The organism is Anaerococcus lactolyticus ATCC 51172 (assembly GCF_000156575.1).
GTDB classification, from domain to species: domain Bacteria; phylum Bacillota; class Clostridia; order Tissierellales; family Peptoniphilaceae; genus Anaerococcus; species Anaerococcus lactolyticus.
On sequence record NZ_GG666044.1, the window covers coordinates 285,414 to 305,622 of the forward strand.

34 protein-coding genes are annotated in these 20,209 nt (G+C 36.6%); all 34 read right to left on the minus strand.

The annotated features are described in order from the left end of the window. Positions 1 to 22: 22 nt before the first annotated feature. Entirely contained in the window at positions 23 to 607 is a 585-nt protein-coding gene (locus HMPREF0072_RS01190; RefSeq protein ID WP_004826867.1) for a ribonuclease H1 domain-containing protein, read from the minus strand. After that, positions 604 to 2,061, minus strand: a complete 1,458-nt coding sequence (locus tag HMPREF0072_RS01195) for an alpha-amylase (RefSeq protein WP_004826868.1) — start codon at positions 2,059 to 2,061, stop codon at positions 604 to 606. The genes HMPREF0072_RS01190 and HMPREF0072_RS01195 overlap by 4 nt, the downstream gene beginning before the upstream one ends. 2 nt (positions 2,062 to 2,063) lie before the next feature. Further along, positions 2,064 to 2,699, minus strand: coding sequence for a deoxyribose-phosphate aldolase (gene deoC / locus HMPREF0072_RS01200; RefSeq protein WP_004826869.1), 636 nt, complete (start codon positions 2,697 to 2,699; stop codon positions 2,064 to 2,066). Next, complete coding sequence (locus tag HMPREF0072_RS01205; protein WP_004826870.1) at positions 2,689 to 3,801, minus strand: PP2C family protein-serine/threonine phosphatase; 1,113 nt, start codon at positions 3,799 to 3,801, stop codon at positions 2,689 to 2,691. The genes deoC and HMPREF0072_RS01205 overlap by 11 nt, the downstream gene beginning before the upstream one ends. Before the next feature lie 118 nt (positions 3,802 to 3,919). Then, a complete protein-coding gene (locus HMPREF0072_RS01210) occupies positions 3,920 to 6,001 on the minus strand; it encodes a hypothetical protein (RefSeq protein WP_004826871.1) in 2,082 nt (693 codons plus the stop codon). A gap of 264 nt (positions 6,002 to 6,265) precedes the next feature. Further along, positions 6,266 to 6,607, minus strand: coding sequence for a 50S ribosomal protein L17 (gene rplQ / locus HMPREF0072_RS01215; RefSeq protein WP_004826873.1), 342 nt, complete (start codon positions 6,605 to 6,607; stop codon positions 6,266 to 6,268). Positions 6,608 to 6,615: 8 nt separating this feature from the next. Continuing rightward, positions 6,616 to 7,566: a DNA-directed RNA polymerase subunit alpha gene (locus tag HMPREF0072_RS01220; protein WP_004826874.1), complete on the minus strand. Its 951-nt coding sequence runs from the start codon at positions 7,564 to 7,566 to the stop codon at positions 6,616 to 6,618. A gap of 32 nt (positions 7,567 to 7,598) precedes the next feature. Beyond that, positions 7,599 to 8,192 (minus strand): 30S ribosomal protein S4, encoded by a 594-nt coding sequence (rpsD, locus tag HMPREF0072_RS01225; RefSeq protein WP_004826875.1) that lies wholly within the window; start codon positions 8,190 to 8,192, stop codon positions 7,599 to 7,601. A gap of 12 nt (positions 8,193 to 8,204) precedes the next feature. Further along, positions 8,205 to 8,603 (minus strand): 30S ribosomal protein S11, encoded by a 399-nt coding sequence (gene rpsK, locus HMPREF0072_RS01230; protein WP_004826876.1) that lies wholly within the window; start codon positions 8,601 to 8,603, stop codon positions 8,205 to 8,207. A gap of 3 nt (positions 8,604 to 8,606) precedes the next feature. Continuing rightward, positions 8,607 to 8,951, minus strand: a complete 345-nt coding sequence (gene rpsM / locus HMPREF0072_RS01235) for a 30S ribosomal protein S13 (protein WP_004826877.1) — start codon at positions 8,949 to 8,951, stop codon at positions 8,607 to 8,609. A 9-nt stretch (positions 8,952 to 8,960) separates the two neighbouring features. Beyond that, positions 8,961 to 9,074, minus strand: a complete 114-nt coding sequence (gene rpmJ / locus HMPREF0072_RS01240) for a 50S ribosomal protein L36 (protein WP_004818043.1) — start codon at positions 9,072 to 9,074, stop codon at positions 8,961 to 8,963. A gap of 78 nt (positions 9,075 to 9,152) precedes the next feature. Continuing rightward, positions 9,153 to 9,371 carry a translation initiation factor IF-1 gene (gene infA / locus HMPREF0072_RS01245; protein WP_004826878.1) on the minus strand — a complete coding sequence of 73 codons (219 nt, stop codon included), beginning with the start codon at positions 9,369 to 9,371 and terminating at the stop codon, positions 9,153 to 9,155. A gap of 124 nt (positions 9,372 to 9,495) precedes the next feature. Further along, positions 9,496 to 10,146: an adenylate kinase gene (locus tag HMPREF0072_RS01250; protein ID WP_004826879.1), complete on the minus strand. Its 651-nt coding sequence runs from the start codon at positions 10,144 to 10,146 to the stop codon at positions 9,496 to 9,498. Between the two features lie 3 nt (positions 10,147 to 10,149). Beyond that, positions 10,150 to 11,424 (minus strand): preprotein translocase subunit SecY, encoded by a 1,275-nt coding sequence (gene secY, locus HMPREF0072_RS01255; protein WP_004826880.1) that lies wholly within the window; start codon positions 11,422 to 11,424, stop codon positions 10,150 to 10,152. Positions 11,425 to 11,439: 15 nt separating this feature from the next. After that, positions 11,440 to 11,919: a 50S ribosomal protein L15 gene (gene rplO / locus HMPREF0072_RS01260; RefSeq protein WP_004826881.1), complete on the minus strand. Its 480-nt coding sequence runs from the start codon at positions 11,917 to 11,919 to the stop codon at positions 11,440 to 11,442. 8 nt (positions 11,920 to 11,927) lie between these two features. Next, complete coding sequence (gene rpmD / locus HMPREF0072_RS01265) at positions 11,928 to 12,110, minus strand: 50S ribosomal protein L30 (RefSeq protein WP_037327128.1); 183 nt, start codon at positions 12,108 to 12,110, stop codon at positions 11,928 to 11,930. A 10-nt stretch (positions 12,111 to 12,120) separates the two neighbouring features. Continuing rightward, the gene (gene rpsE / locus HMPREF0072_RS01270; protein WP_004826883.1) at positions 12,121 to 12,630 is read right to left on the minus strand and encodes a 30S ribosomal protein S5; all 510 of its coding nucleotides are present in this window, start codon (positions 12,628 to 12,630) and stop codon (positions 12,121 to 12,123) included. A gap of 12 nt (positions 12,631 to 12,642) precedes the next feature. Continuing rightward, complete coding sequence (gene rplR, locus HMPREF0072_RS01275) at positions 12,643 to 13,002, minus strand: 50S ribosomal protein L18 (protein ID WP_004826884.1); 360 nt, start codon at positions 13,000 to 13,002, stop codon at positions 12,643 to 12,645. A 9-nt stretch (positions 13,003 to 13,011) separates the two neighbouring features. Beyond that, positions 13,012 to 13,551 (minus strand): 50S ribosomal protein L6, encoded by a 540-nt coding sequence (gene rplF / locus HMPREF0072_RS01280; RefSeq protein WP_004826885.1) that lies wholly within the window; start codon positions 13,549 to 13,551, stop codon positions 13,012 to 13,014. 10 nt (positions 13,552 to 13,561) lie between these two features. Beyond that, positions 13,562 to 13,957: a 30S ribosomal protein S8 gene (gene rpsH / locus HMPREF0072_RS01285; RefSeq protein WP_004826886.1), complete on the minus strand. Its 396-nt coding sequence runs from the start codon at positions 13,955 to 13,957 to the stop codon at positions 13,562 to 13,564. Between the two features lie 19 nt (positions 13,958 to 13,976). Beyond that, positions 13,977 to 14,162 (minus strand): type Z 30S ribosomal protein S14, encoded by a 186-nt coding sequence (locus HMPREF0072_RS01290; RefSeq protein ID WP_004826887.1) that lies wholly within the window; start codon positions 14,160 to 14,162, stop codon positions 13,977 to 13,979. An 11-nt stretch (positions 14,163 to 14,173) separates the two neighbouring features. Next, a complete protein-coding gene (rplE, locus tag HMPREF0072_RS01295; protein ID WP_037327124.1) occupies positions 14,174 to 14,716 on the minus strand; it encodes a 50S ribosomal protein L5 in 543 nt (180 codons plus the stop codon). 15 nt (positions 14,717 to 14,731) lie between these two features. Further along, positions 14,732 to 15,040 carry a 50S ribosomal protein L24 gene (gene rplX, locus HMPREF0072_RS01300; RefSeq protein ID WP_004826889.1) on the minus strand — a complete coding sequence of 103 codons (309 nt, stop codon included), beginning with the start codon at positions 15,038 to 15,040 and terminating at the stop codon, positions 14,732 to 14,734. A gap of 9 nt (positions 15,041 to 15,049) precedes the next feature. Beyond that, a complete protein-coding gene (rplN, locus tag HMPREF0072_RS01305) occupies positions 15,050 to 15,418 on the minus strand; it encodes a 50S ribosomal protein L14 (protein WP_004826890.1) in 369 nt (122 codons plus the stop codon). A 17-nt stretch (positions 15,419 to 15,435) separates the two neighbouring features. Further along, on the minus strand, positions 15,436 to 15,696 hold the full coding sequence (gene rpsQ, locus HMPREF0072_RS01310) for a 30S ribosomal protein S17 (RefSeq protein ID WP_004826891.1): 261 nt from the start codon (positions 15,694 to 15,696) through the stop codon (positions 15,436 to 15,438). Positions 15,697 to 15,701: 5 nt separating this feature from the next. Next, entirely contained in the window at positions 15,702 to 15,908 is a 207-nt protein-coding gene (gene rpmC, locus HMPREF0072_RS01315; protein ID WP_004826892.1) for a 50S ribosomal protein L29, read from the minus strand. Between the two features lie 2 nt (positions 15,909 to 15,910). Beyond that, complete coding sequence (gene rplP / locus HMPREF0072_RS01320; protein ID WP_004826893.1) at positions 15,911 to 16,339, minus strand: 50S ribosomal protein L16; 429 nt, start codon at positions 16,337 to 16,339, stop codon at positions 15,911 to 15,913. 27 nt (positions 16,340 to 16,366) lie between these two features. Further along, positions 16,367 to 17,101, minus strand: a complete 735-nt coding sequence (rpsC, locus tag HMPREF0072_RS01325) for a 30S ribosomal protein S3 (protein WP_004826894.1) — start codon at positions 17,099 to 17,101, stop codon at positions 16,367 to 16,369. Positions 17,102 to 17,108: 7 nt separating this feature from the next. After that, on the minus strand, positions 17,109 to 17,450 hold the full coding sequence (gene rplV / locus HMPREF0072_RS01330) for a 50S ribosomal protein L22 (RefSeq protein WP_004826895.1): 342 nt from the start codon (positions 17,448 to 17,450) through the stop codon (positions 17,109 to 17,111). Positions 17,451 to 17,459: 9 nt separating this feature from the next. Next, positions 17,460 to 17,747, minus strand: coding sequence for a 30S ribosomal protein S19 (rpsS, locus tag HMPREF0072_RS01335; RefSeq protein WP_004826896.1), 288 nt, complete (start codon positions 17,745 to 17,747; stop codon positions 17,460 to 17,462). 9 nt (positions 17,748 to 17,756) lie between these two features. Further along, positions 17,757 to 18,590 (minus strand): 50S ribosomal protein L2, encoded by an 834-nt coding sequence (gene rplB / locus HMPREF0072_RS01340; protein WP_004826897.1) that lies wholly within the window; start codon positions 18,588 to 18,590, stop codon positions 17,757 to 17,759. A gap of 11 nt (positions 18,591 to 18,601) precedes the next feature. Then, positions 18,602 to 18,895 carry a 50S ribosomal protein L23 gene (gene rplW, locus HMPREF0072_RS01345; RefSeq protein WP_004826898.1) on the minus strand — a complete coding sequence of 98 codons (294 nt, stop codon included), beginning with the start codon at positions 18,893 to 18,895 and terminating at the stop codon, positions 18,602 to 18,604. Continuing rightward, on the minus strand, positions 18,895 to 19,518 hold the full coding sequence (gene rplD / locus HMPREF0072_RS01350) for a 50S ribosomal protein L4 (RefSeq protein WP_004826899.1): 624 nt from the start codon (positions 19,516 to 19,518) through the stop codon (positions 18,895 to 18,897). Before rplD ends, rplW begins: the two co-directional genes overlap by 1 nt. A 10-nt stretch (positions 19,519 to 19,528) precedes the next feature. Beyond that, a complete protein-coding gene (rplC, locus tag HMPREF0072_RS01355; RefSeq protein ID WP_004826900.1) occupies positions 19,529 to 20,164 on the minus strand; it encodes a 50S ribosomal protein L3 in 636 nt (211 codons plus the stop codon). Positions 20,165 to 20,209 lie beyond the last annotated feature (45 nt).

A 20,209-nucleotide genomic window follows, 5' to 3' on the forward strand; every position in this document is an offset into this window, starting at 1 on the left:
AGATTAATATAAGCTTTGTAAGCTACTTTATCCCACAAGCATCCTTGGCGAGCCTGTCGGCTAGGTCGTTGTATTTGTCATTTGAGTGGCCCTTGACTTTGACAAAGGCAATTTCAATGTGTTTTTTTCTGTCATTTATAAAGGCCTTGTATGACTGGGTTAAGTCGTTGTTGGCCTTCCAGTCGCCTTCTGCCCAGGCTTGGATGCCTTGGTAATCGTGGTGGATGATTATTTTTTTATAGGATTTTTCTATGGCGATGTCTATGGCAAGTTCGCTCGCTTTGACTTCTCCAGCCACATTCCTGTGGGTGTAGTAGGAGTCGGTGTAGGATTTTTTGAAATGTTCCTCGCCACCATCCTTGATTAGGACTACACCTGCCCCGTAGGTTTTTTCTGGCAAGTTATAAGACCCATCCACATAGGCGACAACAGTATCTGCATCAATTTCGATTTCCTTTTCGGCACCTTCCATAAAAGCGATAGCCTCATCCTTACTTTTAAAAGACTTATAGATAGCGCCCGAAAATCCCTTCACTTCCTTAAGACAAGAATCCCAGGATGTGTAAATCCCAGGATTTCTGCCCTTTCTTACTGCGTAATATTTCATTTATTTAAACTTTCTTTATTGGCCCAGTAGGTAACTTGACCAGGTCCTACTGTAAAGACTCCGTTGCCGTTTTCGTCGATAGTGATTTCTTCATTTTTTCCAGAAAGGTCAACATAGGTCGCCCCTGCCTCAGCTTCGCCAACAAACATTTGTTTTTCTGCCATATCCTTGATAGAAATTAGGACAGCTAGTGGTTTGTGAGCCTCGTCACCTCTTTTAACCCAGCCTATCACAGATGGGTGGTCGAAGTAGTCGTCCTCTTCCCCGTAGTTGTAGGCCTTTCTAACAGCCATCATCCTATCGAGCATATCTTTTTGTGCTTCTTTTTTTACAGGTCCGATTAGGCCGTAATAATCGCCCGCAAAGATACATGGGTAGCCGTCTTTTCTTAGCAAGATCAAAGCATAGGCTATTTCTTTAAACCAGTCTTCTACCCAAGATTCCAGAGCCTGACCCGGTTGGGAGTCGTGGTTGTCGACAAAGGTTACTGCTTGGGCTGGAAATTCCTTGACAACTGTACCGTCAAAAATTTTTCTCATATCATATTCGCCCATAGACTTGCTTGCCTCTGCCATATGAAAATGCAAAGGTACATCAAATAAATCAATGTTATAATCTGAGTTTTGGAGGTAGGATTCAATGGCACCTGTGTTGTATTGCCAAAATTCTCCAAACAAGTAAAACTTGTCTTTGCCCATCATATCATAAATATGTTTGGAAAGGTCGTAGATAAAGTCACCTGAGATGTGTTTTAGGGCATCATACCTAAAGCCGTCAACCTTGGTTTCCTTGATAAACCAATCAACCCATTTGAAAATCTCGTCACGAACTTCTGGGTGGTTGTGGTCAATATCACAGTTCATGAGGTAGTCAAAGTTGCCTTTTTCATTTGACACATCTTTGTCCCAATACTTTCCATCGCCCAAAATCCTGTAAATCGCAGAAGTTTCACTCTTAGCATCGTAGTCTATGCCGGTAAAATGGTAGTAGTGCCATTTCATGTCAGAATACTTATTATTTCTGCCTTCAAAATCAAAACCTGTCCAACCTTCGATTTCTAATTCTCCTGAGACGTCTTTTTCTCGGTCGTTTTGATCGACCATCACAGCCTTGAATTTCTCTTTGTAATCAGCACTACCCTTGTGGTTTAAAACCACATCTGCATAGGACTTTATCCCTGCTTGGTGGAGGTCGGCTATGGCTTTTATTAGTTCATCCTTGGTGCCGTACTTGGTTCTTATTGTGCCTTTTTGGTCAAATTCTCCCAAGTCCCAAAGGTCATAGATACCATAACCTACGTCATTATCTCCCCCACCCTTACAGGCTGGTGGAAGCCAGAGGGCATCTATCCCTGCTTTTTTTAAATCCTTAGCATCTCTTGAAAGATTTTTATAAAAATTTCCAGACCCGTCTGTGTCCCATTCAAAAGCTTGCATCATTACTTCATTTGCCATGGCTACTCCTTACAAATTTCTATAGACTTAGATGCACCAATCCTTGATGCTCCAGCTTCAATCATGGCTAGGGCCTCATCTCTTGTGTGAATGCCACCACTTGCCTTGACCCTTGCCCTATCACCAACAGTTTCTGCCATTAATTTCACATCGGCCACAGTCGCCCCACCGGTAGAAAAACCTGTAGAAGTCTTTACAAAATCAGCTCCTGCATTTACAGACAATTCGCAGGCCTTGATTTTTTCTTCATCTGTTAAAAGACAAGTTTCTATAATTACCTTTAGGACCTTGTTGCCAATAGCTTTTTTTATCTCTCGGATTTCATCTTCTACATAGGCATAGTCCTTGTCCTTAAGCCTAGCAACATTAATTACCATGTCAATTTCGCTAGCTCCATCTTCGATGGCTTTTTTCGCTTCAAAAACCTTGGCTTCCTTGGCCATAGCTCCTAGGGGAAAACCGACAACTGCAGCAATTTTCACGTCTTTATTATAGGCTTTAATCATTGCTACATTAGCTGAATTTACACAAACTGAATAAAAATCATTTGCGACAGCCTCATCTACAAGAGTCCTTATATCATCTTTCTTGGCATCAGCCTTTAGGTTGGTGTGGTCTATATATTGGTTAAGCTTCATTTTCTTCCTTCTTTTCGTATTCTATTAGGGCAAGTGTCAAGTCATCATCCATAGCCTGCCAGTTGTAGGATGTGACCTTCTCATGTACATATGCTAAATTGCAAGATTCTGAGAAAGTATCCTTGAGCCTCTCAAGGCCAAACTCATTGCCCTCTTCATTTTTCGCCTCAATCGCCCCATCTGTATAAAATAAAATCTTATCTCCTGGGTGCAAGTTTAATTTTTTTTCTATATATTCATCAGGTTCGATTATATTTGAAATCATCCTCCCAGTCACGAGTAGGTATTCAGCTTCGTTTTTTTCCTTAGAAAAAATTAAGGGTGGACAATTGTGGCCTGCATTTGAAAAGGCAAGACTATTATCCCTAAAGTCAAAAATCCCCAACCAAGCTGTAAAATATTGACTCGAATCTATGTGGAGTCTGGTAAATTTTTTTCTTAAGTTTAGGAAGACCTGACTTGGGGTAAAGTCTGGGTGCTTATCGAAAATCGCACTCATGGTCACTTTCAAAAACATAGTCATAATCGAAGCCTTGACACCATGGCCCATCACATCTGCTATATAAAAAGCTGTCCTATTTTCATCAATCCTTATCAAATCATAAATGTCACCAGACACATCATCGGCAGGGTTATATATACCGGAAAGATTTATTTTGCCATAGGTTCCATTTTTGGGAAGGATTGAAGATTGGATACGCCTTACAAAGCGTATATCATCAAGCATGGCCTTGTTGGCGTTATAAAGGTCGATTTTAAGGATAGATTCGCTTGTAATATCCCTATAAACCTCGATAGTGCCTGTGAAGGTGTCACCCAAATATATTGGGCTTGACTTAATCGAATAATACTTGCCATCGATAAGTTTTTCCTCAATCATGGTAGTGTCTGTAGCGATAGAATTAGAATTGGAAATTATGAGGTCGATATTTTCATCAAGATAGACTTTAAGTTTAGGACTTTTCTTAAGGGCGTCTTTAAGGGCATCATTAATAAAGGCAACTTCGCCCCTCTCATCAATAATCCTTACCCAATCGTCCATGGAATTTAGGATGAAAAAATTGATATTTCGATTTTCATTTTCTAGTAAATTTTTATCCATGGCTGCCCCTTTCCTGTACTATTATAACTATATTCTATTAGATATATTCTGCAATTAAGTTTATTGCAGAGAAAAAGGCTAGCAACCGGTGAAATCCACCAGCAACTAGTCCTCATTCTTATAGGTTTGATCCCAATTCATTCAAATTTTTTTCTATAAGACTTATATTTGTTTTTAATTCTTTTATTAATTTTACAAGTTCAAATTTTTCTTTTTCGCCCATATTATGATTTTTTTGCAAAAATTCTGCTAAGGCTATGATTTTTTTAATTCTATTTATCTCAAATTGCAATTTTTGGTAAGAATTTGCACCTATTTTTTCTAATTTAAGACTTGAAAGTTTTTCAAGATAGACCCTGGCTATAGACAAGGTTTTATTGGACCTGATTAGGGCTGTTTTAAATTCTTCATAAGAATTTTTTTGGTTGATGTTATCATATATCCTATCAAACTCAGTCCTTAATAGATCAATCACGCTCTCTTCTGACCTGTCTGTATCTTCTCCATGAGTGTAATTATTTGTTTGCTTGCTCACCTTTGGATTTTCTAAGTCTTGGATTTTTCCTTTAATTTCTTTTATCCTTTGTTCAAGCTTCCTTATTTCATCTTCGATTTTTTTGACCTTTGACAACTCAGCAGATTCATCCAATTCTTTTATTTGCTCATTTATCTTCTCAATTTCTTGCTTATCTTTTTCAATCTGAGCTTTTGCTTTTTCTAAATCAGCTAGGTCTATGTCCCCGAGCTTATCTTTCTTTGCCTTCAGTTCCTTGTCTTTTTCAGCCAAGTCTTCAATGATAGCTAGCTTTTTATCTAAGAAGTCTTTAGCCTCATTCATTTTGTTTTCTAACTCTTTTTTAACCTTGTCTTCCTGGTTAGAGCTTTTTTTATTTTCTATAAATTGTTTCAATTCCCTAGCAATTTCCAAAGAATTTTGCTTCTTTTCATAATCTTCTTGTTCATTAGACTGTTCTTTATAAAGCTTATCAAGCTCGGCAGCCTTCTTGCCTAGGTCATCTTGCACTAATTTTAGTAAATTTTCAGCTTCTTTTGCAATATCATCGTATGTCGCTTTTTCTTTTGCAATAAAATCTTCATTAGCCCTTACAAAGGCATCAGTTTTTTCGGTCAATTTTTCTTCTAAGAATTTTGCGGCAGCCTTTGCCTTAGCTATAACTCTTTTCTTTTCTGTTTCTTGAAGAAGTAGGTGCTGGTAGTCTGCAAGACCTTCTTCTGTTTTTTTCTTAGCCTCGCCAAGCTTTTTTGCTGCTTCTTCGATTTCTGCTCTTTTTTGTTCAGCAAAATCATCCAAATTACCTATATTTTTTTCTTCATAATCTTTTTGGATATTAAGGGCTTGCTTGTGTTTTTCATAGGCTTTAAACTTTTCATCCCTGACTTTTTGTTCATTTTTAATATTATCACCAATATTTTTTAGGGAATTATTATAGCCATCAACCTCTCCTTTAAGGTTTTTAAGCTCATTATCAATTTTTTCGTAAGTTTTTTCCTGATTTTTCTTAAAATCTTGGTAGTCCTGACTTTTTATCTTTTCTGCATTGCTCTTATCTTTTTCATAGCTATCAAAGAAGTCTTTAATACCATCTTTTTTGTTTGTAAGCTCATTTTGCTTTTCTATCTTCTCTTTCAAACCATTTTGGAGTTGAGCTTCTGTCTTTTTATTTTGAGTAAGGAGGTCATCAGCTACCTCATATTGCTTCTTAAGTGCCTCACCCTCATCTTCTTTCACAAATTTTTTATCTTCTGACTTGTTTTGTGCATTCTCGAAAGCTTTTTTTGCTTGATCATATTTTTCTTTGGCAAGGTCTGCCTCATTTTCCGCAGCCTTCATTTTTTGACCCAAGCTCTCAATTTCTTTATCGACCTTTTTAAGCTCACCTTCCTTATCAAGGATTTTTTGGTTTTCCTTAATATTATCTTCTGCTTTTTTAAGCTTATTATTTAAGGCTTCCTTCTCTTCCGCTTTTTCTTCGCCATCTTTTTTCGCTTGACCTAAATCCTCTTCTAGCTTTGCCTTTTCATCTTGGGCAGTTTTTAAACTTTCCTTAGCTTGGTCTAAGTCTGACTTTGCTTTTTCGTCAAGATTTTTAACCTCATCTGCCCTTACTGTTTCAATCCCACCTAAAAACGGCAGGACTGATGCCATTACTAAACTTGTAAATATTATTCTTTTCTTCATTTTTATCTCCTAAAATTTTATATTCCTATAATAAAATATTGCTTGTTAAATATATGTTAAGGAGATAATATTTTTTATTTATTTCTATAGCCATTGATACAAAGACATTTCCAACAAATAAATCGCAACCCTTATGGTTGTGGTAAAATAAAATAAAGCTAAAAATTTCCAAAGAAAAAACACCCCATAAGGGGTGTCCTTTATTTAAATTATAATCTAAATAAATCTATAAGCCCACAGCCGCGAATTTTGGGCTTTTATTTATTATACTAGTTCGATGATTGCGCGTTCTGATCCGTCGCCTCTTCTTGGTCCTAGTTTTAATACTCTTGTGTATCCACCGTTTCTGTCTTCGTATTCTGGTGCGATTTCAGAAAATAGCTTTTGTACAAGTTTTGGCTCATATAGATAGCTTGCTGCTTGTCTTCTTGTGTGAAGTGTGTTTCTCTTTCCTAGAGTGATCATTTTATCTGCCATTTTTTGTGTTTCTTTAGCTCTTGTTAGGGTAGTTTCAATTCTACCATGTTCAAGTAGTGAACCCACTAGGTTTCTAAGCATAGCATTTCTATGGTCTGTTCTTCTACCAAGTTTTCTTTTGCCTGCCATATTTCCTCCTATTCATCTTTTAGAGTAAATCCAAGGTCATGGATTTTGTCTATTACTTCTGTTAGTGATTTTTTACCGAAGTTTTTGATTATCTTTAGTTCTGCTTCTGGAACTTTTATAATGTCTGCCACTGTGTTGAAGCCAGCTCTTTTTAGACAGTTAAATGATCTTAATGATAGGTCTAGCTCTTCGATTGTTCTTTCTAGATCTTCATTCACATCATCAGCTGCTAATTCTTCTGTAGTTTCGATTTCTTCTGGTGGGAATTTCTTATCTGGAAGTTCCTTGAAGAAAGCAAATTTGTTCATTAGGATTGATAATCCTTCTGCTAGGGCTTCTTGTGGAGTTACTGTTCCATTTGTCCATACTTCTATAATTAGCTTATCAAAGTCTGTTGATTCTCCTACCCTAGTATTTTCTACTGTGTAGTTTACTTTTTCTACTGGGGTGAAGGATGAATCTATAGCGATAGTTCCTATAGGATCTTTGTCATCTTTATTGTCATCAGATATCCTATAACCATTTCCATTTGTAACGTCCATTGCAATTAGTAATTTGCTTTTGTCATTTACTGTTGCTATATAATGGTCTGGATTGGCTATTTCAACTAAGGCATCTTCTTTTATGTCTTTCGCTGTTACTATCTTTGGTCCTTCTATTTCTAGAAATAAGGTTACATCTTCGTCTGAATGTTTTTTTACATTTAGGCCTTTGATATTTAAGATTATTTCTGGAACGTCTTCAACTACTCCATCAATTATTGAAAATTCATGAAGTACTCCATCGATTAGTATTTTTGAGACGCTAGAACCAGGTAAGGATGATAAGAGCACCCTTCTCATGCTGTTTCCAATGGTTGTACCATATCCTCGCTCAAGTGGATATAGGGCGAATTTGCCGTAATGGTCTTCTTCGTTTATATCCAAGATTTCTATATTAGTTTCTATTTTATCGATCATGGTAGCTCCTTAGTTCTAACTATTTTTTAATCCTACTTAGAGTAGAACTCTACTATCATACGTTCTTCAACTGGAATGTCGATTTCTTCTCTTGTTGGGAACTTTTCTACTTTTACTTTTAGGTTTTCTATATCACTATTTAACCATTCAACTACACCAAATGCTGCATTTACTTCTTTGATTGTTTTAAATAGTGTGCTTGATTTAGATTTTTCTCTAACTTCGATTACATCGCCTTCTTCTATTAGGTATGATGGGATGTCTACTTGCTTACCATTTACTAATAAGTGACCGTGAGTTACGATTTGTCTTGCTTCTCTTCTTGTTCTTGCAAGGCCTGATCTAAAAGCTACGTTATCTAGTCTTCTTTCACAAAGGATGATAAGTTGTTCACCTGTTTGACCCTTCATTCTGCTGGCTTTGTCGTAGTAACCTCTAAATTGTTTTTCACTTACTCCGTAGATGAATTTTGCTTTTTGTTTTTCTCTTTGTTGCATACCATATTCAGATAGTTTGCTTCTTCTTTTTGGAAGAGCTCTATTTGAAGAACCTGCATATCCTAGGTAGGCTGGAGAAATTCCTAAAGCTCTCGCTCTTTTGTATACTGGATCTTTGCTTACTGCCATAATATCTCCTTATTAAACTCTTCTTCTCTTTGGTGGTCTACAACCGTTGTGTGGAATTGGTGTTACGTCTTTAATCATTGTAACTTCAAGTCCAGCTGCTTGTAGACTTCTGATTGCTGCTTCTCTTCCTGAACCAGGTCCTTTTACATAAACTTCTACAGTTTTTAGGCCTTGGTCTATAGCAATTTTAGCTGCTGTTTCTGCTGCTTCACCTGCTGCGAATGGAGTAGATTTTCTACTTCCTCTAAAGCCTAGTTGTCCTGCGCTTGCCCAAGAGAGTGCGTTACCTTGCATATCAGTAAGTGTTACCATTGTATTATTGAATGTTGATGAAATGTGAGCTTGGCCACGTTCAACATTCTTTTTAACTCTTCTTCTACCTTTAGTAGATTTTTTTCCTTTTGGAGCCATCTATTAACCCTTTCTGCTTTTTCTTGTTCTTGCGTTGTTCTTTGTGTTTTGACCTCTTACAGGTAGACCATTTTTGTGTCTTAGTCCTCTATAAGAACCATTTTCCCTAAGTGCCTTGATGTTAAGACTTGTTTCTCTTCTTAGGTCACCTTCGATTGTGTAGTGATCTAATTGTTCACGAATCTTACCAAGTTCATCTTCTGTAAGGTCTTTCATCTTTGTGTCAGGATTGATTCCTGTATTTTTCAAAATTTCGTTAGCAGTTGCTCTTCCTACGCCATAAATATATGTTAGTCCAATTTCTGCTCTTTTTTCTCTAGGTAAATCTATACCAGCTATTCTTGGCATTAAAACCTCCTAACCTTGTCTTTGTTTGTGTTTTGGATTTTCGCAGATTACCATAACTTTACCGTTTCTTTTGATAATCTTGCACTTATCACACATTTTTTTAACTGATGCTCTAACTTTCATGTTTGCTCCTAACTTAATTTATATCTTATCTTTAGATTTAACTTTTTTTATTAAAGTTAATGTCCTGTGCCGTAGGTATTACTTCTTTCTCCAAGTAATTCTACCTTGGCTAAGATCGTAAGGAGATAACTCTACAGTTACTGTATCTCCTTCTAATATTCTAATGCTGTTCATACGAAGCTTGCCTGATATGTGAGCTTGTACTTCATGTCCGTTGTCTAGCCTTACCATAAATATTGCATTTGGCATAGCTTCTACAACTTCTCCTGTAACTTCTATAGCATCTTTCTTTGACATTGATAGAACCTCCTTTATAAATTTTCTAAAATGTCTATTGAACGCTTTTACTTAATCAACGACTTTGATCTAGAAATCTTTGTAAGATTCTATCACATCTAATTTTTTCTTAGCATAAATTAGTTTACTTTCCTAATTTATCGTTAAATTCGTTAAAAACTTCTTCTGGAGTTTTAGCGCCATCTATTTTAATTAACTTGCCCGCCTTTTTATAGTAGTCTATAAGTGGGCTTGTGAAGTCATTATATACTGAAATACGATTTTTAACTGTCTCTTCGTTGTCGTCATTTCTTTGGATAAGTTCTCCCCCACACTTGTCACAAACACCTTCTTTGGAAGGTTTGCTGTTTGTTATGTGGTAGGTTGCTCCACAGTCTGGACAAACTCTTCTGCCAGTTATTCTTTCAATAAGGATGTTATCTGCTACATCAAAATAAACTACCTTACCTACTTCAGTGTTTCTTTCAGCCATTCCCTTATCTAGAGCCTTGGCTTGGTCGAGGTTTCTTGGGAATCCATCGAATAATACTATTCTTTCTTCCCTATCTTCGACCTTATCAAAGGCATCCCATACTAAATCAATTGTTAATTCATCTGGTACAAGATCTCCTCTGTCCATATAAGATTTTGCTTTCATTCCCAGTTCAGTTTTATTTGAGATATTGTATCTGAATATGTCACCTGTTGCTATCTGAACTGCGCCTAATCTGTCTATTATTTTACTTGATAGCGTACCCTTACCAGCTCCTGGAGGGCCTAACAAAATTATATTCATCTCTTACCTGTTTAAAAATCCTTTATATTGCTTCATAGTCATCATTGCTTCGATTTGTTTTACAGTTTCTATAATTACACCTACAACGATGATCACTGATGATCCACCGAATGATATTTCAAGTCCTAAAAGCCTGCTTGCTATAGCTGGTACTATTGTTAGTAGGGCTAAGCAAATTGAGCCTATAAAGGTAATTCTTGTTGATACGGTTGCTAGGAAATCACTGGTTGGTTTGCCTGGTCTGATGCCTGGTACAAAACCACCATTTTGTTGTAATTGTTTTGCATATTCAACAGTGTTAAATTGAATTTGATTGTAGAAGTATGCAAATATTAATATTAGCGCACTTTGTATAGTTAAGTATACTGCAAATCCAAATGCTGTTTTGTTGAAAAATGCTGTCAATCCACTTTGACCACCACCACCGAAGAATAGTGATACGGTAGATGGGATGGCAAGTACTGCAGAAGCGAAGATGATTGGCATTACGTTACCCATGTTTACCTTTACAGGTATGTGAGTTGATTGACCACCGTACATCTTGCGTCCTACTACTCTTTTCGCATATTGGATTGGTATTCTTCTTTCACCTTCAGATATCAATACTACTGCTATGACTATAAAGACAATTAATATTACCATGATAGCTATAGCAAGAACGCTTGTAGTATTATAGTGAAGGCCTTCTTTCCATCTAGATATAGTTCTTGGGAAGGATGCGATAATACCCATGAAGATTAGTAAGCTTGTACCGTTGCCAAGCCCCTTTTCTGTCATAGTTTCGCCCATCCATGTTACAAACATTGTGCCACCGATTAGGACAACATTCATTACTATCTTTTGGAATCCTGTTGCACTTGATAGGGCAGCTCCATATAAACCATTTGTGATTGCTATAGCTTGGAATATCGCAAGTGCTATAGTTACATATCTGGTATATTTTTGGATGGTTTTTCTTCCCTGCTCACCCTCACGGGTTAATTCTTCAAGCCTTGGTATTACAACGGTTAAAAGCTGCATTACAATTGACGCTGTAATGTAAGGTTGAACACCTAGGGCAAATATTGAAAGAGTTGATAGTCCACCACCTGTTAACATGTTTAGATAGTCAACTAGGGTTCCTTCAATATTAGAATAAGCATTTGCTAAGGCCTTTGTATCGATAAAAGGTATTGGAATATTATTTCCAAGCCTATATATTACAAGCATCATAAGGGTGAAATAGAATTTTTTTCTGATTTCTTCTTCCTTCGCTGCTCTTTTTATTATATCTAACATAGCTACTTCTTTCTATTAAGCTTTTTTAGATGGTTTTACCCACTTTTTAACTTCGATAGTTTCTACACTTCCACCTGCTTTTTCAATTTTTTCTACAGCAGATTTTGTGAATTTATGAGCTTTTATTGTTAGTTTCTTTTCTAGTTCGCCGTCGCCTAGGATCTTAACTCCAGCTTTAGCTTTGTTTTTATTTAGAAGTTTTGTTTCAAATAATAATTCTGGTGTAACTTCTGTACCATCTTCAAAGACGTTTAGGCTTTCAACATTGATTGTTTCGTAAATCTTTCTGTTGATGTTTTTGAAACCTCTTTTTGGTAGAAGTCTGAATAGAGGCATTTGACCACCTTCGAAACCTGGTCTTACTCCACCACCACTTCTTGAGTTTTGTCCGTCTTGTCCACGACCAGATCTTTTTCCTAGTCCTGAACCAGCTCCTCTTCCTTTACGTTTCTTATCTTTTAATTTAACGTTTGGTTGTAAATCATGTAATTTCATTTTACACCTCAGTCTATTTTCTTAACTTCAACCATGTGTCTGATTTTGTGAACCATACCCTTGGTTGCGTCATTATTTTCTTTAACAACTGATTGACCGATTTTTCTAAGGCCAAGCGCTTTTGCTGTTGCGATCTGTCCATCTTTTTTACCGATAAAAGATCTTTTAAGTGTGATTTGAATTTTTTCCATCATGCTCTCCTTAATAGTCGAATTCTTCTACCGATATACCACGAAGTCTTGCAACTTCTTCTACAGTCTTCATGTTGTAAAATGCATTGATACATGCGTTTATGATATTTCTTGGGTTTGATGTGCCAAGGTTCTTTGCTTTGATATCTTTGTATCCAGCAAGTTCGCAAATAGCACGTACTGGACCACCTGCGATGATTCCTGTACCTTCTACTGCTGGCATTAATAATACCCTACCTGCACCTTCAGCTCCTTGAATTCTGTGTGGAATTGTTGTTCCTACTAATGGAACTTGTATCATATGCTTTTTAGCATTTTCTGTAGCTTTTCTGATTGCTTCTGGTACTTCTGTAGCCTTACCTGTTCCAACACCTACAACACCATTTGAGTTTCCAACAACTACTAGGGCTGTAAATCTAATGTTACGTCCACCTTTAACAGTTTTAGCAACTCTGTTGATACTTACTACTCTATCTTCGAGGTTTAGTTTTTCTACTTCACTTTTTAATAAATATTTCATTTTACCAACCTCCTAAAACTTAAGACCAGCTTCTCTTGCTGCTTCTGCTAGTGCTTTGACTTTTCCGTGATATAAATAACCATTTCTATCAAATACAACTTCTTTTATGCCAGCTTCTAGAGCGCGTTTTCCGATTGCAGCACCAACTTTTTTAGCTGTTTCAACGTTAGCGTGTTCACTTTCTGCTACATCTTTTTGTAGGCTGTTAGCACTTGCTAGTGTTACGCCGTTTACATCATCAATTAGTTGTGCATAGATGTTTGTGTTTGATTTATATACTGAAAGTCTTGGTCTTTGAGGAGTTCCTGATATCTTCGCTCTAACTCTTTTTTTACGAGTTATAAGTCTATCGTTTTTATTCTTTTTAGCCATTTATATCTCCTACTTACCTGTCTTACCAACTTTACGTCTTACATGCTCATCAGCGTATCTAACACCCTTGCCCTTGTATGGTTCAGGTTTTCTCTTAGCCCTAATGTTTGCTGCATGTTGACCTACTAGTTGTTTATTGAATCCCTTAACAATAATAGTTCTATCATTTGGTACTTCAGTTTCGATTCCTTCAGGATCTGGCATTGTAATTTGGTGAGAATATCCTAAGTTTAATACTAGGTTGTTACCTTGTTTAGCTGCTCTGTATCCTGTTCCTTCGATTTGAAGTGTCTTTGCGTATCCTTCTGATACACCAACTACCATGTTGTGTAGTAAAGATCTATATAGACCATGGTCGATATTTTCTTGTTTTGTATAGTTTTCAGGAATTGTTAAATGAAGTTCGTTTTCTATTTGCTCTAGTTTAACTCTATCGCTAATTGTTAAGCTATCTTCACCTAACTTTCCTTTTACTGTTATATTTAGACCATTTATAGTAACTTCTACTCCAGAAGGTATTACGATTGGTTGTTTACCTATTCTTGACATATATTACTCCTTACCATACGTAACAAATAACTTCGCCGCCTACGTTTTCTTTTCTAGCAGCACGGTCAGTCATAAGTCCTTTTGATGTCGAAATAATTGCTGTTCCAAGACCATCTAGTACCTTTGGAACCTCATTTGCTTTTACATAAACTCTAAGACCTGGTTTAGAAATTCTTCTTAGGCCTGAGATTACTCTTTCGCCATTTTCTGTATATTTTAAATCTATTGTAAGAATACCTTGTTTGTTGTCTTCTTCTACGTTAAACCCTGTTATAAAGCCTTCATCAAGCAGTATTTGGGCAATAGCTTTTTTCTCATTAGAAGATGGTAATGTAATCTTTTTATGATTAGCTTTGTTACCATTTCTGATTCTTGTTAGCATATCCGCTATTGGATCTGTCATCATAATTATCTTTCCCCCTTAATTACCAGCTTGCTTTTCTTACTCCTGGTATTTGTCCATTATTTGCAAGTTCTCTAAAGCAAATACGGCAAATTCCATATTTTCTTAAGTAGCCGTGTGGTCTTCCACAAAGTTTACATCTTGTATATTCTCTTGTAGAGAATCTTTGTTTTCTTTGTTGTTTAGCTATAAGTGACTTTTTAGCCATTTTTGCTCCTTCTATTTCTTAAATGGCATTCCCATTAAATCTAAGAATGCTTTTGCTTCTTCATCAGTTTTAGCAGTAGTTACGATTGTAATATCCATTCCGTGAATGAAATCTACATCATCATACTTTATTTCAGGGAAGATCAATTGTTCTTTGATACCTAGTGAATAGTTTCCACGGCCATCAAAAGAATTTGAGTTGATACCTCTAAAGTCTCTAACTCTTGGAAGGGAGATTGAGATTAACTTATCTAGGAAGTCATACATCTTATCTCTTCTAAGTGTTACTTTTGTACCAACTGCTTGACCAGCTCTTAATTTAAAGTTTGCTACTGATTTTTTAGCTTTGATTTCGATTGGTTGTTGACCTGTAATTAGGCTAAGTTCTCTCTTAGCTGTGTTTAGTAGGTTTTGGTTGTCTTTTGCTTCTCCAAGTCCGATGTTTATTACTATTTTGTCAAGTCTTGGAACTTGCATAACATTTTTATAACCGAACTGTTCGATAAGTTTGCCAACAACTTCGTTTTGATATTTTTCTTTAAGTCTCTGTGTCATAGTATCTCCTATCAACTAGTCGAATTTTTCGTCAGTCTTTTTTGATTTACGAACTTTTTTACCATTTTCGTAAACAATACCTGTACGAACACCTTTTTTAAGTTCTTCTGAATATAGAAGTACATTTGAGGCATCAATTGGACCGTTTTGTTCAAGTCTTCCACTTTCGCCGCCCATTGTTGTTGCCTTTTGGTGTTTTATTTGCACGTTGGCACCTTCAACTATTACTCTATTTGTCTTTGGGAAAGCTTTTAATACTTCTCCTACATGTCCTTTATATTCACCTGATATTATTTGGACTTTATCGCCTTTTTTTATATGCATTTTATCCCCCTATAATACTTCCGGTGCTAGTGAGATAATTCTCATGAAACCTTCAGATCTAAGCTCTCTTGTTACTGGACCAAAGATTCTTGTTCCTACTGGTGTTTGGTCGTCTTTGATGATTACTGCTGCGTTATCGTCAAATCTAATAACTGAACCATCAAGTCTCTTTAGGCCTCTTTTTGTTCTAACAATAACAGCCTTTACTACTTGACCTTTTTTTACCGCTCCGCCGGGTGTTGCACTTTTTACTGAACAAACAACTACATCACCAATATTGGCATATCTTCTTCTAGTTCCTCCAAGAACTTTGATTACTAAAAGTTCTCTTGCGCCGGAGTTATCTGCTACTCTCATACGAGTTTCTTGTTGTATCATAATAATCTCCTTATTAATTAAACAATTTCTGCCGCTTGGCTAATGCGTACTAGTCTCCATCTTTTTGTCTTAGATAGGGCTCTTGTTTCCATTATTACTACTTTATCGCCAACTTTAGCTTCATTTTTCTCATCATGAGCTTTGTATTTTTTACTTCTTACTATTTTCTTTTTGTACACTGGGTGGCTTATAATGTCTTCGCAAAGAACTGTTATAGTCTTATCCATTGCGTCAGATACTACCACTCCTTGGCGCACGTTTCTTCTATTTCTTTCCATTGAGATTAAGCCTCCTTGCCCGCTTCAATCTTTCTTTCTGTTTGGATAGTCTTAACTCTAGCTATATCTTTCTTAACAGTTCCTATAGCTGCTGGGTTTTCTAACTGACCTGTGGCAAGCCTAAAACGTAGATTGAAAAGCTCATTTTGTAAATCAAATAGTTGTTTATCTAGATCTTTGTCTGATAAATTTCTAATTTCTGCTATTTTCATCCTTATTCCTCCGAACCTGTTACTTCAAGTCTTTGGATGAATTTTGTCTTGATTGGAAGTTTTTGTGCAGCAAGTCTCATTGCTTCTTTTGCTACCTCTTCACTAACACCACTCATCTCAAATAGTACTCTACCTGGTTTGATTACGGCTACCCAGTATTCTGGTGCACCTTTACCAGAACCCATTCTTACCTCTGCAGGCTTCTTAGATACTGGTTTATCTGGAAATACTTTTATCCAAATATTTCCGCCTCTTTTTATATATCTTGTCATCGCACGACGGGCAGCCTCGATTTGGTTTGCTGTCATCCAGCAAGCTTCTAGAGCTTGTAAACCAAACTCACCATATGCAAGTTGGTTACCTCTATTAGCATTACCCTTCATTCTGCCTCTATGTTGTCTACGATATTTTACTCTTTTAGGCATTAACATAAATAATACTCTCCTGATTCTTTAAGACTAATTTTGTCCCTTATTATTTCTGTTTGGACGTCTATTATTTCTCTTTTTTCTTCTGTTGTTTTGAACAGGTGCAAGTTTTGGTTCTCTTTCAGCTTTTTCTCCTGGAAGAACTTCGCCTTTGTAGATCCAAACTTTACAACCGATTTTACCATATTCTGTGTCTGCTTCAGCAAAACCGTAGTCAATATTTGCTCTTAGTGTTTGAAGTGGAATTGTACCTTCTGAGTAACCTTCACTTCTTGCCATATCTGCTCCACCAAGTCTGCCTGAAACCATAGTTTTAATACCTTTAGCTCCAGCTCTCATTGTTCTTTGGATTGATTGTTTCATGGCACGTCTAAATGCGATTCTGTTTTCTAGTTGGTTAGCTATATTTTCAGCTACTAATTGAGCAGATAGGTCTTGGTATTTGATTTCTTCAACATTGATGATAACTCTTTTGCCTGGAGCAAGTCTCTCGATTTTTGCTTTAAGTTCTTCAACTCCAGCGCCACCTCTACCAATTACCATTCCTGGTTTGCCAGTAAAGACTGTTACCTTAAGGTTGTTTACTGCTCTTTCAATTTCTATATCTGCTATTCCTGCTTCAAAAGCATATTTTTTGATAAATTCTCTTATCTTTACGTCTTCTACAAGAAGGTCAGAAAAGTCTTTTTTATCAGCGAACCATTTGGAATCCCAATCTTTGATTACGCCTACTCTATATCCTTTAGGGTTTACTTTTTGTCCCATATTAATCCTACCTTTCCTCTATATCCGCTAACTCTACGCCGATATGACTTGATCTTTTTAATATAGGGTATGCAGCACCCTTAGCTTTAGGTCTGTATCTTTTCATAGTTGGTGCATCATTTGCATATGCTTTTTCTACGTATAGATTTTCTCTATCAAGTCCGTTGTTGTTTTCAGCGTTGGCAATGGCACTTTTTAGTACTTCTTCAAGAAGTCTTGCACCTTTTTTGTTAGTAAATTTCAAAATGTTTAGTGCTTCATCTACTTGTTTGCCACGAATTTCTCTTGCTATATAGTTAACTTTTAGAGGAGATATTCTTTGATATTTAGCTATTGCTTGTACTTTCATTTATCTCTCCTAACGCATTTTGCTTTTCATTTCAGTTGCCTTTTTAGCGTGGCCTCTGAATGTTCTTGTTGGCACAAATTCGCCAAGTTTATGACCTACCATATCTTCTGTGATATAGATTGGAACGTGTTTTCTTCCGTCATGAACTGCTATTGTGTGTTCTACAAATTCAGGGAATATTGTAGAACGTCTTGACCATGTTCTAATTACTTTCTTTTCATTTTTTTCATTTAATTCGTCTATTTTTTTCATTAAATGATCATCGACAAATGGTCCCTTTTTAAGTGATCTAGCCATTATATCCCCCTATTTTTCGTTTCTTCTTCTTACGATGTATGCAGAAGATTGTTTCTTCTTATTTCTTGTCTTAACACCGATAGCTTTTTTGCCCCATGGTGTCATTGGTGCTGGTCTACCGATTGGTGTTCTACCTTCACCACCACCATGTGGATGGTCTACTGGGTTCATTACAGATCCTCTTACGTGAGGTCTTCTGCCTTTATATCTTGACTTACCTGCTTTACCTACTCTTAGTAGTTCGTGTTCAGAGTTTCCTACGATACCTACTGTAGCTTTGCAGTTTAAGTGTACCATTCTCATTTCGCCACTTGGTAGTCTTAGTGTTGCAAATCCACCTTCTTTAGCCATAAGTTGTGCGCCAACGCCTGCGCTTCTTACAAGGATTGCTCCTCTTTTTGCCTTAAGTTCGATTGCGTGTACTGTTGTACCTACTGGGATGTCTTTTAGTTCAAGTGTGTTACCTGGTTTGATATCAGCGTGTTCACCTGATTCGATTACGTCTCCTACTTTTAGTCCTTTTGGAGCTAGGATATATCTTTTTTCACCGTCAGCATATGCTACTAATGCGATATATGCGCTTCTGTTTGGATCGTATTCGATTGTTTGTACTCTTGCTGGGATATTGTCCTTATCTCTTTTAAAGTCGATAATTCTATATCTTCTCTTAACTCCGCCGCCACGGAATCTTACTGTTGTTCTACCTGTATTGTTTCTACCAGCCTTGCTTTTAAGGTCTGTAGTTAGTGCCTTGTATGGCTTTGCTGTAGTAACTTCTTCAAAGGTACTTACTGACATATTTCTATGTCCGTTTGATGTTGGTTTTAATTTTCTAATAGCCATCTAAGTCCTCCTTATAGTCCGTCGAAGTATTCAATAGCTTGGCTATCTTCTGTTAGTTCAACGATAGCTTTTTTCCAGTCAGCTCTTTTACCATAACCATATCTAGTTCTTACTTTTTTACCTTTATAGTTCATGGTTCTTACTGATTTAACTTTTACGCCCTCAAAAATTGCTTCTACAGCTTTTTTGATTTCTGGCTTGTTTGCGTTTTTGTCTACTTCAAAAGTATATTTGTGTTCATCAAGCATTTCCATGCTTTTTTCTGTTATTATTGGTCTTTTGATTATTTGATAAGGTGCTTTCATTAGATAAATACCTCCTGAAGTTTAGCAATAGCATCTTTTGTTATTACTAACTTGTCATGTCTTACTAAGTCATAAACATTGATTAATCTAGCTTCAGCTACTTCAACACCTTCGATGTTTCTAAATGATCTATATACTAATTCGTCTTTTTCAGCTGTTACTACATATGCTTTTCTGTCAGCATTTAGTGCAACTAGAGCAGCCTTTGCTTCTTTTGTCTTAGCATTTTCTAGAGCTAGGCTATCTACTACTATTAATTCATTGTCATTAAGTTTAGATGTAAGTACTGAATAAAGTGCTTTTCTTCTTAATTTCTTAGCTAGTCTGTAGCTGTAGTCTCTTGGCTTTGGTGCAAATACAACACCACCACCTGTGTAGTGTGGAGCTCTTATAGAACCTTGACGAGCACGTCCTGTTCCTTTTTGTCTGAATGGCTTTCTTCCACCACCACGTACTTCAGCACGAGTTTTAGCTGATTGTGTACCTTGTCTTTTATTTGCTAGTTGGTTTTTGATAACTTCGTAAACTGCGTGTTCGCTTACTTTTGTAGCGAAGATTGTTTCGTTTAGTTCAAGTTCGCCAACATTTTCTCCCTTAATATTTAAAATATTTACTTTAGGCATTTTATCCTCCTTAAGCTAGGCTTTTAACAGCTTGTTTAACTTCAACAAGTCCACCCTTAGGTCCTGGTACTCCGCCTTTTACTAAGATGTAGCTATCTTCTGCGTTAACTTTAACAACCTTAACGTTTTGGATAGTTACACGTTCGTGTCCCATTTTTCCTGAACCTTTTCTACCCTTGAATACTCTAGATGGGTCAGAACCTGCTGCTCTAGCACCTGCTACTCTGTGAGATTTAGAACCGTGGCTTGCTGGACCTCTTCCGTAGTTCCATCTTTTGATAGCACCTTGAGTTCCCTTACCCTTTGAAATAGCAACTACATCTACTAGTTCGCCTTCTTCAAAGACGTCAACTGTGATCTTATCTCCAGCTTTTAATTCTGTTACTTCTTCACCAAGATTGATTTCTTTTAGGTATCTCTTGTATGAAGCGCCTGCCTTGTCATAATGACCTCTGATTGGCTTTTTAACGTTCTTTTCCTTCTTGTCAACTGTTCCTACTTGGATAGCATTGTATCCATCAACGTCTGTAGTTTTAACTTGTACTACTACGTTCTCGTCAGCTTTTAGAACAGTAACAGGAGTAATAACTCCGTCTTCGTCGATGACTTGAGTCATGCCTACTTTTGTTGTAAATATACTCTTCATGAGTCCTCCTTAATTACAGCGGATTGATCAATCTAGTTAATTCTT

What these genes read in the sequence shown, in the direction of transcription:
- HMPREF0072_RS01290 (WP_004826887.1), bottom strand. Translation starts at nt 14,162, where the DNA reads ATGGCTAAAAAGTCACTTATAGCTAAACAACAAAGAAAACAAAGATTC.
- rplV (WP_004826895.1), bottom strand. Translation starts at nt 17,450, where the DNA reads ATGAAAGTACAAGCAATAGCTAAATATCAAAGAATATCTCCTCTAAAA.
- rpsK (WP_004826876.1), bottom strand. Translation starts at nt 8,603, where the DNA reads ATGGCTCCAAAAGGAAAAAAATCTACTAAAGGTAGAAGAAGAGTTAAA.
- rplO (WP_004826881.1), bottom strand. Translation starts at nt 11,919, where the DNA reads ATGAAATTACATGATTTACAACCAAACGTTAAATTAAAAGATAAGAAA.
- rpsQ (WP_004826891.1), bottom strand. Translation starts at nt 15,696, where the DNA reads ATGGAAAGAAATAGAAGAAACGTGCGCCAAGGAGTGGTAGTATCTGAC.
- HMPREF0072_RS01250 (WP_004826879.1), bottom strand. Translation starts at nt 10,146, where the DNA reads ATGAATATAATTTTGTTAGGCCCTCCAGGAGCTGGTAAGGGTACGCTA.
- rplD (WP_004826899.1), bottom strand. Translation starts at nt 19,518, where the DNA reads ATGCCTAAAGTAAATATTTTAAATATTAAGGGAGAAAATGTTGGCGAA.
- rpsS (WP_004826896.1), bottom strand. Translation starts at nt 17,747, where the DNA reads ATGGCTAGATCACTTAAAAAGGGACCATTTGTCGATGATCATTTAATG.
- rpmD (WP_037327128.1), bottom strand. Translation starts at nt 12,110, where the DNA reads ATGGAAAAAATTCAAATCACACTTAAAAGATCTTTTATCGGTAAAAAA.
- rpsD (WP_004826875.1), bottom strand. Translation starts at nt 8,192, where the DNA reads ATGGCAGTAAGCAAAGATCCAGTATACAAAAGAGCGAGAGCTTTAGGA.
- rplP (WP_004826893.1), bottom strand. Translation starts at nt 16,339, where the DNA reads ATGTTAATGCCTAAAAGAGTAAAATATCGTAGACAACATAGAGGCAGA.
- HMPREF0072_RS01210 (WP_004826871.1), bottom strand. Translation starts at nt 6,001, where the DNA reads ATGAAGAAAAGAATAATATTTACAAGTTTAGTAATGGCATCAGTCCTG.
- rplN (WP_004826890.1), bottom strand. Translation starts at nt 15,418, where the DNA reads ATGATACAACAAGAAACTCGTATGAGAGTAGCAGATAACTCCGGCGCA.
- rpmJ (WP_004818043.1), bottom strand. Translation starts at nt 9,074, where the DNA reads ATGAAAGTTAGAGCATCAGTTAAAAAAATGTGTGATAAGTGCAAGATT.
- infA (WP_004826878.1), bottom strand. Translation starts at nt 9,371, where the DNA reads ATGTCAAAGAAAGATGCTATAGAAGTTACAGGAGAAGTTGTAGAAGCT.
- rplF (WP_004826885.1), bottom strand. Translation starts at nt 13,551, where the DNA reads ATGTCAAGAATAGGTAAACAACCAATCGTAATACCTTCTGGAGTAGAA.
- HMPREF0072_RS01220 (WP_004826874.1), bottom strand. Translation starts at nt 7,566, where the DNA reads ATGATCGATAAAATAGAAACTAATATAGAAATCTTGGATATAAACGAA.
- rplR (WP_004826884.1), bottom strand. Translation starts at nt 13,002, where the DNA reads ATGGCTAAAAAGAATAAAAACGATAGACTTATAACTCGTAAAAAAAGA.
- rpsC (WP_004826894.1), bottom strand. Translation starts at nt 17,101, where the DNA reads ATGGGACAAAAAGTAAACCCTAAAGGATATAGAGTAGGCGTAATCAAA.
- rpmC (WP_004826892.1), bottom strand. Translation starts at nt 15,908, where the DNA reads ATGAAAATAGCAGAAATTAGAAATTTATCAGACAAAGATCTAGATAAA.
- HMPREF0072_RS01195 (WP_004826868.1), bottom strand. Translation starts at nt 2,061, where the DNA reads ATGGCAAATGAAGTAATGATGCAAGCTTTTGAATGGGACACAGACGGG.
- rplX (WP_004826889.1), bottom strand. Translation starts at nt 15,040, where the DNA reads ATGCATATAAAAAAAGGCGATAAAGTCCAAATAATATCAGGTGAATAT.
- rplW (WP_004826898.1), bottom strand. Translation starts at nt 18,895, where the DNA reads ATGAAAGCACCTTATCAAATAATCAAAAGACCAATAATAACAGAAAAA.
- rplC (WP_004826900.1), bottom strand. Translation starts at nt 20,164, where the DNA reads ATGAAGAGTATATTTACAACAAAAGTAGGCATGACTCAAGTCATCGAC.
- rplB (WP_004826897.1), bottom strand. Translation starts at nt 18,590, where the DNA reads ATGGCTATTAGAAAATTAAAACCAACATCAAACGGACATAGAAATATG.
- HMPREF0072_RS01190 (WP_004826867.1), bottom strand. Translation starts at nt 607, where the DNA reads ATGAAATATTACGCAGTAAGAAAGGGCAGAAATCCTGGGATTTACACA.
- rpsM (WP_004826877.1), bottom strand. Translation starts at nt 8,951, where the DNA reads ATGCCAAGAATAGCTGGTATAGATTTACCTAGAGAAAAAAGAGCAGAA.
- rplQ (WP_004826873.1), bottom strand. Translation starts at nt 6,607, where the DNA reads ATGGCAGGCAAAAGAAAACTTGGTAGAAGAACAGACCATAGAAATGCT.
- HMPREF0072_RS01205 (WP_004826870.1), bottom strand. Translation starts at nt 3,801, where the DNA reads ATGGATAAAAATTTACTAGAAAATGAAAATCGAAATATCAATTTTTTC.
- rpsE (WP_004826883.1), bottom strand. Translation starts at nt 12,630, where the DNA reads ATGAAATATTTATTAAAAAGTGAAGTAGAAAAACTAAACCTCGAAGAT.
- rpsH (WP_004826886.1), bottom strand. Translation starts at nt 13,957, where the DNA reads ATGATGACAGATCCAATAGCGGATATGCTAACAAGAATCAGAAATGGT.
- rplE (WP_037327124.1), bottom strand. Translation starts at nt 14,716, where the DNA reads ATGACACAGAGACTTAAAGAAAAATATCAAAACGAAGTTGTTGGCAAA.
- deoC (WP_004826869.1), bottom strand. Translation starts at nt 2,699, where the DNA reads ATGAAGCTTAACCAATATATAGACCACACCAACCTAAAGGCTGATGCC.
- secY (WP_004826880.1), bottom strand. Translation starts at nt 11,424, where the DNA reads ATGTTAGATATAATAAAAAGAGCAGCGAAGGAAGAAGAAATCAGAAAA.